We start from the raw sequence: 9,302 nt of genomic DNA, 5'->3' as shown, positions 1-9,302 counted from the left end.
GCTCTTCCGATCTGCATGCCCCAGACGCCGCTCGGCGGCGGCAGCATGGCGCCGCCGACCACGTCGTTGCCCTGCGACAGGATATCACTGAACGGCTTGCGGTCGAGCGCCAGCACCAAGGCCTCGCGCAGTTTAGGATTGTCGAACGGCGGCGCGTCGCGGTTGACGATCAGGTTGGAAGTGACGTTGGTAGTGCGGGCCTCGCAGACGGCATGCGGCGCCTGGTCCTTCACGTCCTTCAGGAGCGGGAAGGTGATGTCGGCGTCGAATGTCAGATCCAGCTCGCCGGCGACGAAGGCCAGCACGCGCGTGCTGCGATTGGGCACGATCTTGTATTCGATTGCGTCGAGATAGGGCAGTCCCTTGTTCCAGTAGTCGGGATTGCGCACCAGCTTGATCGACTCGTTGCGCTTGAACTCCACGACCTTGAACGGCCCGGTGCCGATCGGCTTGGACCGCATGTCGCGGCCGTTGGCATGGCAGGCATAGACCGGCGAATAGCCTGCTGCCAGCATCGACAGGAACGACAGCTGCGGGCGGCCGAGATGGAAGGTCACCTCGGTGTCCGAGCCGACCGTCACGTCCTTCAGGTTGATGTACCAGATCTTGCGCGGGTTCTTGCGGATCAGATCCGATTTCTCGTCAGCCTTGCCGGTCAGTGCATCCCAGGTGCATTTCACGTCGTTGGCGCTGAACGGCTTGCCGTCGTGCCACTTTACGCCTGAACGCAGCTTGAAGGTGAGCTTAGTTTCGTCGCTGTTCCACGACCAGCTCGTGGCCAGATCGGGCACGATCTTGTCTGCCGAATTGCGCTTCTCCCGCGGATCGAACATCACGAGATTGTTGAACACCGCCATGAACGGCATGATGGTGGAGTTCGTCGCCTCCTCGTGGATCGAGGCGCTGGGTGGGTTGTCGCGATGAGTGACCCTGAGGGTTCCGCCCTGCTTCTGGGCCAATGCCGGTGATGCGGCTGTCACGAAAGCAGCCAGAGCGCCGGCCGCGATTGCCAAGCGTGTGCGCATAGCAGTCCTCCCAGACTCGCGCGATGGCGGGCGCTTTTTTGTGCTTTCCCGTTGCCTCGAATCTAACACATCGGGCGAAGCGACCAAGCGCTAAAGCGACGACCTAGCCGGTCACGAGTCCGAAGCTCGCCTTGATGGCGATGGCCAGGCTGGCGCCTTGCCGGCCTCGGCCGCTTCCTCCGTGATCTTGCCCAGGACCATCTTCAGGCCGAACAGCAGGAGCATGAGCGATCCCGCGAGCTGGAACGAGGCATCGGGATCTTGAGAGCATCGAGCAGATGCTGGCCGGCGACGATGAAGAACTGCAGCACCAGGAGGGAGACGCCCCGGGCATGGAAGGCGACCAGGAGCGACTGCCGCCGGTTGAGGCCGGCGGTGACCGCAGTGAAGACGGGCAGCGTCGCGATCGGATCGAGGACCACGAACAGGGTCACGAACTCGTAGAGAACATCGTTCGGAAAAATCCCTCCCAACGGATCGCTCCCTTGCTGTCGATCGGCCGCTCGCGCCCTGTACAATCCGTAGCAGCTACAAACGCCGACGACCATGGGGGCACTAAATGGTTGAGCCTGATCGTCCTGCCCGGATCTGGTACCAGAGCTTCGTTCATCCGGTGGAGCAGGCGCCCTACATCGCGCGCCTGCAGGGCCTGCTCGACAGCATCGCCCGGCCCGGGGTCCGCTTCGAGGTGCACGGTCTCGATCCGCCCGACCGCTTCTTCCATCCCTTGACCGAGTTCCGCTGCGCCGCGCAGACGATCCGGCTGGCGCTGGAGGCCGAACGTGCCGGCTGCGACGCCTTCGTCATCGGCCATTTCCAGGAGCCCGGGCTGCTCGAGATCCGGGGCGTGGTCGACATTCCCGTGGTCGGCCTCGGCGAGGCCAGCATGCTGGCCGCCCTGACCATGGGGCGACGGTTCGGCCTCGTGACCATCGATCCCGTCTTCATCGACTGGCACGAGCGGCAGGTGAGGGCGCATGGCTTCGAGCAGCGGGTGGCCGGCGTGCGGGCGATCCACGCCGATCTGCCGGGCTTCATGCGCGCCTTCACCGACGAGGCGGCCTACGCCGCGGTTCGCGCCGAGTTCGTCGAGCAGGTCCGGCCGCTCGTGGCCGCGGGAGCGGAGGTCGTCATACCGGCCGGCGGACTGCCGATGCTGCTGTTCGCCCGCGAATGCCCGTTCGTCGTCGATGGCGCGGTCGTGCTGAATGGCATTGCCACGGTGGCGAAGGCGGCAGAGATGGCGCTCTCCCTTCATCGCCTGACCGGCGCGGCGGTGAGCCGTCGCGGCACCTACGCCAAGGCCTCGGCCGACTGCGTGAACGAGTTCCTCGGTTCGCGCTGGTGATGTGATATCGTGGTCGTTGCCGGAAGCGGGGTTTGTCGTGGCGATGTGGAGCGAGGCTGAAGCCAGGGAGATCGTTCGCCGGCACAGCGGGCGGGAAGGGCCGTTGCTGCCCATCCTGCATGATGTTCAGGCCGCCTTCGGCTGGGTTCCGCCCGAGGTCGTGCGCGTGGTGGCCGCCGCGCTCAACCTGACGCGGGCCGAGGTCCATGGCGTCGTGAGCTTCTATCACGACTTCCGCGACGCACCCGCCGGACGCCATGTCCTGAAACTGTGCCGCGCCGAGGCCTGCCAGTCGATGGGCGGCGAGGCGGTCGCGCGCGCGGTGCTCGATCGCTTCAAGATCGGATGGAACGAGACTACTCCCGACGGTGGCGTGACCATCGAGGCGACCTATTGTCTGGGCCTGTGCTCGTGCGCGCCGGCGGCGATGCTCGATGGCCAGCCGATCGGTCGCCTCGATCATGCAGTGCTCGACGACATTGCCGGCGAGGTGGAGCGGTGACGACGCGGATCTTCGTGCCACGCGATGCGGCGGCCCGCGCGGTCGGTGCTGACCGCGTGGCCGACGCGCTGCTGGCCGAGGCCGGCCGGCGCAAGCTGGACGTGACGCTGGTCCGCACCGGCTCGCGCGGTCTCTTCTGGCTGGAGCCGATGATCGAGGTCGAGACGCCGGCAGGGCGCATCGCCTATGGCCCGGTGAAGGCCTCCGATGTGCCGGCCCTGCTCGAAGCCGGATTGATGCAGGGATCCGCACACGCCTTGCGCGTCGGGCGGCCCGAGGAGATCCCCTTCCTGCAGCGCCAGACGCGCATCACCTTCGCCCGCTGCGGCATCGTCGATCCACTCTCGCTCGACGACTACCGCGCCCACGGTGGCTATCGCGGGGAGGCGCGGGCGCGCGAACTGGGGCCGGCCGGCACGATCGAGGAAGTGGCGGCCTCCGGGCTGCGCGGCCGCGGCGGCGCGGGTTTTCCGGCCGGCATTAAGTGGAAGACGGCAGCCGATGCCGCAGCGGACCGCAAGTACATCGTCTGCAACGCCGACGAGGGCGACTCGGGCACCTACGCCGACCGGATGCTGATGGAAGGCGATCCGTTCTCGGTGATCGAGGGCATGACGATCGCGGGCTACGCGGTCGGCGCCGGCAAGGGCTACATCTACATCCGCTCGGAATATCCCGATGCGATCCGGACAATGGAGCAGGCCATCGTCGTTGCGCGCAACGCCGGCTGGCTAGAAGCCTTCGAGCTGGAAATCCGGGTCGGTGCCGGCGCCTATGTCTGCGGCGAGGAGACGGCGCTGCTCGAGAGCATCGAGGGTCGCCGCGGGCAGGTGCGCGCCAAGCCGCCGCTGCCGGCGCACAGGGGACTGTTCGGGCGTCCGACCGTGATCAACAACCTGGTCACCCTGGCGACCGTGCCGGCGATCCTGGCCGATGGCGCCAAGGCCTATGCCGCGTTCGGCGTGGGCCGGTCGCGTGGCACCATGCCGATCCAGATCGCGGGCAACGTCCGGCATGGCGGGCTGTTCGAGGCGCCGTTCGGTTTGACGCTGGGCGAGATCGTCGAGCAGATCGGCGGCGGCACCAGGAGCGGCCGGCCGGTCCGCGCCGTGCAGGTGGGGGGACCATTGGGCGCCTATTTCCCCCGCGCCCTGTTCGACACGCCGTTCGACTACGAGGCCTACACGGCCCGCGACGGGCTGATTGGCCACGGCGGGGTGGTGGTGTTCGACGACAGCGTCGACATGGCCCGCCAGGCGCGTTTCGCGCTCGAGTTCTGCGGCATCGAATCGTGCGGAAAATGCACGCCCTGCCGCATCGGATCGGTCCGCGGCGTCGAGACGATCGACCGGGTCATCGCCGGCGATCACCGCGACGCCAACCTCGCTTTGATCGAGGATCTCTGTCAGACTCTGAAATTCGGGTCGCTCTGCGCGCTCGGTGGCTTTACCCCCTATCCGGTGATGAGCGCGATCAGGCATTTCCCCGAGGATTTCGGCCGACCGCGCCGCGTGGCGGCCTAGCGAGGACTGACATGCCCCTCGTGCTCGAGACCGACTATGGAACGCCTGCCAGCGCGTCGACGGAAGCCGTCGGTCTGACGATCGACGGCACCCGCGTCACGGTGCCCGCCGGCACGTCGATCATGCGCGCCGCCATGGCGGCCGGCATCCAGGTGCCGAAACTCTGCGCCACCGATTCGGTCGATGCCTTCGGTTCGTGCCGCCTGTGCCTGGTCGAGATCGCCGGCCGGGCGGGCACGCCCGCTTCGTGCACGACGCCGGTGGCCGCCGGCATGGTCGTGTCGACCCAGACGGAACGCCTGAAGCAGGTCCGCAAGGGCGTGATGGAACTCTACATCTCCGACCATCCGCTGGATTGCCTGACCTGCGCCGCGAACGGCGATTGCGAGCTTCAGGACATGGCGGGCGCCGTCGGCCTGCGCGAGGTGCGCTACGGCTATGCCGGCGAGAACCACCTCGCCGAGGCGAAGGACGAGTCCAATCCCTATTTCACCTTCGATCCCGCCAAATGCATCGTCTGCTCGCGCTGCGTGCGCGCCTGCGAGGAGGTGCAGGGGACCTTCGCGCTCACCATCCAGGGTCGCGGCTTCGAGTCCAAGGTATCCGCCGGCATGGCGGAAAGATTCATCGAGTCCGAGTGCGTGTCGTGCGGCGCCTGTGTCCAGGCCTGCCCGACGGCGACGCTGATGGAAAAGACGGTCATCGAGACCGGACTGCCCGAGCATTCGGTGGTGACGACCTGCGCCTACTGCGGGGTCGGCTGCAACTTCAAGGCCGAGATGCGGGGCGAGGAAGTGGTCCGCATGGTGCCCGCCAAGGACGGCAAGGCCAATCATGGCCACTCCTGCGTAAAAGGCCGCTTCGCCTGGGGCTATGCCAATCACCGGGAACGCATCCTGAAGCCGATGATGCGCGAACGAATCGACCAGCCATGGCGTGAGGTGAGCTGGGACGAGGCGATCGGTCGTGTCGCATCGGAGTTCAAGCGTCTCCAGCAGACGCACGGCGTGCGTTCGATCGGCGGCATCACCTCGTCGCGCTGCACCAATGAAGAGACCTACCTGGTCCAGAAGCTGGTGCGCGGCGGCTTCGGCAACAACAACATCGACACCTGCGCCCGTGTCTGCCATTCGCCGACCGGTTACGGCCTGAAAGCGACCTTCGGCGCCTCGGCAGGAACCCAGGATTTCGATTCGGTCGAGCAGGCCGACGTGGTGATCGTGATCGGCGCCAACCCGACCGACGCCCATCCGGTCTTCGCCTCGCGGTTGAAGAAGCGCCTGCGCCAGGGCGCCCGGTTGATCGTCATCGATCCCCGCCGCATCGACCTCGTGCGCACGCCGCATGTCGAGGCGGCGCATCATCTCGCGCTGCGTCCCGGCACCAATGCCGCGATCCTGAATGCGCTCGCCCACACGATCGTGACCGAGGGGTTGGTGAACGAGGCGTTCATCCGCGAGCGCTGCGACCTATCGGCATTCGCCCATTGGGCCGCCTTCGTGTCGGAGCCGCAGAACAGTCCGGAGGCGGTCGGTCCGGTGGCGGGCGTTTCTCCGGACGAGATCCGCGGCGCCGCCCGGCTTTTCGCCACCGGCGGCAATGGGGCGATCTATTACGGCCTCGGCGTCACCGAACACAGCCAGGGCTCGACCGCCGTCATGGCGATCGCCAATCTCGCGATGGTGACAGGCAACATCGGCCGACCGGGCGTCGGCGTGAATCCGCTGCGCGGCCAGAACAACGTCCAGGGATCCTGCGACATGGGTTCGTTCCCGCACGAGTTCTCCGGCTACCGCCACGTCTCCGACGACGGCGTGCGCGCGACCTTCGAGGAACTGTGGGGCCGCCCGCTCGATGCCGAACCGGGCTTGCGCATCGTGAACATGTTCGACGCCGCCCTCGACGGCAGCTTCAAGGGGCTCTACGTGCAGGGCGAGGATATCCTGCAGTCCGACCCCAACACGCATCACGTGGTGGCGGCGCTGGCGGCGATGGAGTGCGTCGTCGTCCAGGACCTGTTTCTCAACGAGACGTCCAGCTACGCCCATGTCTTCCTGCCGGGCGCGACGTTCCTCGAGAAGGACGGCACCTTCACCAACGCCGAGCGGCGGATCAACCGCGTGCGCCGCGTGATGGCGCCGCGCAACGGCATGGCCGACTGGGAAGTCACGCTCGCCATCGGCAAGGCCATGGGCTTCGAGATGTCCTACGGCCATCCCGCCGAGGTGATGGACGAGATCGCCCGGCTGACACCCAGCTTTGCCGGTGTTTCCTACGATCTCCTCGACAGGGTCGGGTCGGTGCAATGGCCGTGCAACGCCGCGGCACCCGTCGGTACGCCGGTGATGCATGCGGAGGCTTTCCAGCGCGGCAAGGGCAACTTCATGATCACGGAATACGTGCCGACCGACGAGAAGGTCGGGCCGCGCTTTCCGCTGCTGCTGACGACCGGACGCATCCTGACGCAGTACAATGTCGGCGCCCAGACACGGCGCACCGCCAACATCGTGTGGCACGAGGAGGATGTGCTCGAGATCCATCCGCACGACGCCGAGGAGCGCGGCGTGCGCGACGGCGACTGGGTGAGGCTCGACAGCCGCACCGGCGCCACGACGCTCCGGGCCCGCGTCACCGACCGCGTCGCGCCGGGGGTGGTCTATACGACCTTCCACCATCCGGTGACCCAGGCGAACGTGGTGACCACCGACTATTCCGACTGGGCGACCAACTGCCCCGAGTACAAGGTGACGGCGGTCCAGGTGGCCCCTTCGAACGGTCCGAGCGACTGGCAGCGCGAGTATGGCGAGCATGCGCGCAGGAACCTGCGTATCGCCGGCGCCCCGGTGGAGTAGGGCGCATGGAGGCGGCCAAGCTGGTGATGATGGCCAACCAGATCGGCAAGTTCTTTGCCGCCCAGCGTGGCGCCGATCCGGTGGCCGCGATCGCCAATCATCTCGACAAGTTCTGGGAGCCGCGCATGCGCGCCGAGATCGCCGCGCACCTGGCGGCAGGCGGTGCCGGGCTCGATGGTCCGGTCCGTGCGGCGGTCGGTCGCCTGAAGGAAGCGCGGCCGCCGGGCATGGGGGTTTGAGTCGCTTCTCCATCGCCTCTACGGTGGGGCGAGGGCTGGGGGAGTATCGATGATTTCCGGGAGTATACGGCGGACCATCGCGGTCGGCGCCATCGGCAACGTGCTGGAGTGGTACGACTTCGCGATCTACGGCTACTTCGCCGCCGCGATCGGGCGCACCTTCTTTCCCAGCGAAGACCCCGTGGCCCAGGTACTGGCGGCCTTCGGCATTTTTGCCGTGGGCTTCCTCATGCGCCCCGTGGGCGGCGCGCTGATCGGCCATATCGGCGACAAGTACGGCCGCCGCGCCGCGCTCACCTTCTCGGTGGCGGCGATGGCGATCCCGACCTTCCTGGTCGGCGCCCTTCCGGGCTATCAGGTGCTGGGTGTGGCGGCGCCGATCCTGCTCACCGCGCTGCGCATGATCCAGGGCCTGTCGGTGGGCGGGGAATACACCACCTCGATCGTGTTCATGGTCGAGCGCGCGCCGGCGGGCCGTCGCGGCCTGATCGGTGCCATGGCTGGCTGCGGCGCGGTCGGCGGGATTCTGCTGGGCTCCGCGACCGGAACGCTGCTGGCCTCGACGATGTCGGCGGAGGCCCTGGAGTCCTGGGGCTGGCGTATCCCGTTCCTGGTGGGGCTCCTGGTCGGTCTCGCGGGCTTCCTTCTGCGTCGCCATGTCCAGGAAGCGCCCAAGACGCACAAGGCGGCACGCTCACCGCTGATCGAGACCATGCGCAACCATGGTCCGCTGCTGGCGCGCCTGGCAGCCCTTTCCGTCTTCAACTCCGTCGGCTTCTACCTGATGTTCGTCTACATCGTGAGCTGGCTCGAGCTCGTCGACGGCATGGCGCCGGCGCGCGCGCTCGGGATCAACACCATCAGCATGGCGGCGCTCTTGCCCCTCATGGTCGCGATGGGCTGGGCGACGGACCGCTTCGGCCGCAAGCCGGTGATGCTGAGCGCCGTCGCGTTCGGGTTTGTCGGCGCCTTGCCGTTCTTCTGGCTGATGCACCACGGCGATCCCGCACTCGTGCTTCTGGGGCAGATGGGCTTCGTCCTTGCCGTCGGCACCTTCGTCGGCACGCAGCCCGCCCTCATGGTCGAGGCAGCGCCGATGGCCGTGCGCTGCACGGCCATCGCGCTGGGCTACAACGTCACCCTGGGCGTGGTGGGCGGCCTCAGCCCTCTGGTGGCGACGTGGCTGGTCGAACGCACGGGCAACGACTACAGCCCCGCCTACATGATCATGGCCGCCGCGGCGATCTCCTTCGCGGCCCTGCTGCGCTTCAGGGAAAGCTACAGGGCGCCACTCGAGGTAGCCTAGAGATATGTCGCAGCCTGGACGCTAGAGCAGTTCCGGAACCACCCAGAGTGCGGGTTCGCCGCGCGCAACCCGCTGGACGTTGTCGAAGCCGTTGCGCAGTCGGGTGATATTGCTTTCCCAGGTTGGGCCCGCGAGGTGGGCTGTCAGCACGACATTGTCGAGCTTGAGCAGGGGATTGTCGGGTGGCGTCGGCTCCTCGTCGAAGACGTCGAGGCCGGCGCCGAACAGATTGCCCTTCGACAGCGCCTCGGTCATCGCCTTCTCGTCGATCACCGGGCCGCGCGAGGTGTTCACGATGACGGCGCTCTTCTTCATCATGGCGAGTTCCTGCGGGCCGATCAGGTGATGCGTGCTGTCGTTCAGCGGCACGTGCAGGGAGACGATGTCGGAGGTCCGCAGGATCTCGGGCAGCAGGCGGAAGCGGACGCCCAGCGCATCCTCCTGCTCCTCCTTGAGGCGGGAGATGTCGTAGTAGTGCACCTTCATTCCGAAGGCGAGGAGATCGGA

At 67.1% G+C, this 9,302-nt stretch carries 9 protein-coding genes; 6 read left to right on the top strand and 3 right to left on the bottom strand.

Annotation, left to right across the window (positions count from 1 at the left end):
- A partial coding sequence (locus tag EPO55_RS03695; protein WP_296335076.1) for an ABC transporter substrate-binding protein occupies positions 1 to 1,025 on the bottom strand: 1,025 nt, incomplete at its 3' end.
- A 203-nt stretch (positions 1,026 to 1,228) separates the two neighbouring features.
- A complete protein-coding gene (locus EPO55_RS03690; RefSeq protein WP_296335075.1) occupies positions 1,229 to 1,498 on the bottom strand; it encodes a MarC family protein in 270 nt (89 codons plus the stop codon).
- Between the two features lie 86 nt (positions 1,499 to 1,584).
- Between EPO55_RS03690 and EPO55_RS03685 the strand changes: the two genes are divergently transcribed.
- Genes EPO55_RS03685 through EPO55_RS03660 form a run of 6 tightly spaced genes read left to right on the top strand, consistent with a single transcriptional unit; the run spans position 1,585 to position 8,795 of the window.
- Positions 1,585 to 2,373 carry an aspartate/glutamate racemase family protein gene (locus EPO55_RS03685; RefSeq protein WP_296335074.1) on the top strand — a complete coding sequence of 263 codons (789 nt, stop codon included), beginning with the start codon at positions 1,585 to 1,587 and terminating at the stop codon, positions 2,371 to 2,373.
- 43 nt (positions 2,374 to 2,416) lie between these two features.
- A complete protein-coding gene (locus EPO55_RS03680) occupies positions 2,417 to 2,875 on the top strand; it encodes a formate dehydrogenase subunit gamma (protein ID WP_296335077.1) in 459 nt (152 codons plus the stop codon).
- A complete protein-coding gene (locus tag EPO55_RS03675; protein WP_296335073.1) occupies positions 2,872 to 4,398 on the top strand; it encodes an NADH-quinone oxidoreductase subunit NuoF in 1,527 nt (508 codons plus the stop codon). The genes EPO55_RS03680 and EPO55_RS03675 overlap by 4 nt, the downstream gene beginning before the upstream one ends.
- Positions 4,399 to 4,409: 11 nt before the next feature.
- Positions 4,410 to 7,250: a formate dehydrogenase subunit alpha gene (fdhF, locus tag EPO55_RS03670; RefSeq protein ID WP_296335071.1), complete on the top strand. Its 2,841-nt coding sequence runs from the start codon at positions 4,410 to 4,412 to the stop codon at positions 7,248 to 7,250.
- Positions 7,251 to 7,255: 5 nt separating this feature from the next.
- A complete protein-coding gene (locus EPO55_RS03665; protein WP_296335070.1) occupies positions 7,256 to 7,489 on the top strand; it encodes a formate dehydrogenase subunit delta in 234 nt (77 codons plus the stop codon).
- Positions 7,490 to 7,538: 49 nt separating this feature from the next.
- Positions 7,539 to 8,795, top strand: a complete 1,257-nt coding sequence (locus EPO55_RS03660) for an MFS transporter (RefSeq protein ID WP_296335069.1) — start codon at positions 7,539 to 7,541, stop codon at positions 8,793 to 8,795.
- Between the two features lie 21 nt (positions 8,796 to 8,816).
- On the opposite strand, the gene EPO55_RS03655 is transcribed toward EPO55_RS03660, so the two are convergent.
- Positions 8,817 to 9,302: NAD(P)-dependent oxidoreductase (locus EPO55_RS03655; protein WP_296335068.1), on the bottom strand; the 486-nt coding region annotated here is incomplete at its 5' end.

It is taken from the genome of Reyranella sp., from assembly GCF_004296935.1.
Classification (GTDB): domain Bacteria; phylum Pseudomonadota; class Alphaproteobacteria; order Reyranellales; family Reyranellaceae; genus Reyranella.
Note: the sequence above shows the minus strand (reverse complement) of the source record. Positions and strands in the feature narration are given on the sequence as shown.

Excerpts from the sequence above, each read along its gene's own strand:
- EPO55_RS03685 (WP_296335074.1), top strand. The coding sequence starts at position 1,585 with ATGGTTGAGCCTGATCGTCCTGCCCGGATCTGGTACCAGAGCTTCGTT.
- EPO55_RS03680 (WP_296335077.1), top strand. The coding sequence starts at position 2,417 with ATGTGGAGCGAGGCTGAAGCCAGGGAGATCGTTCGCCGGCACAGCGGG.
- fdhF (WP_296335071.1), top strand. The coding sequence starts at position 4,410 with ATGCCCCTCGTGCTCGAGACCGACTATGGAACGCCTGCCAGCGCGTCG.
- EPO55_RS03665 (WP_296335070.1), top strand. The coding sequence starts at position 7,256 with ATGGAGGCGGCCAAGCTGGTGATGATGGCCAACCAGATCGGCAAGTTC.
- EPO55_RS03660 (WP_296335069.1), top strand. The coding sequence starts at position 7,539 with ATGATTTCCGGGAGTATACGGCGGACCATCGCGGTCGGCGCCATCGGC.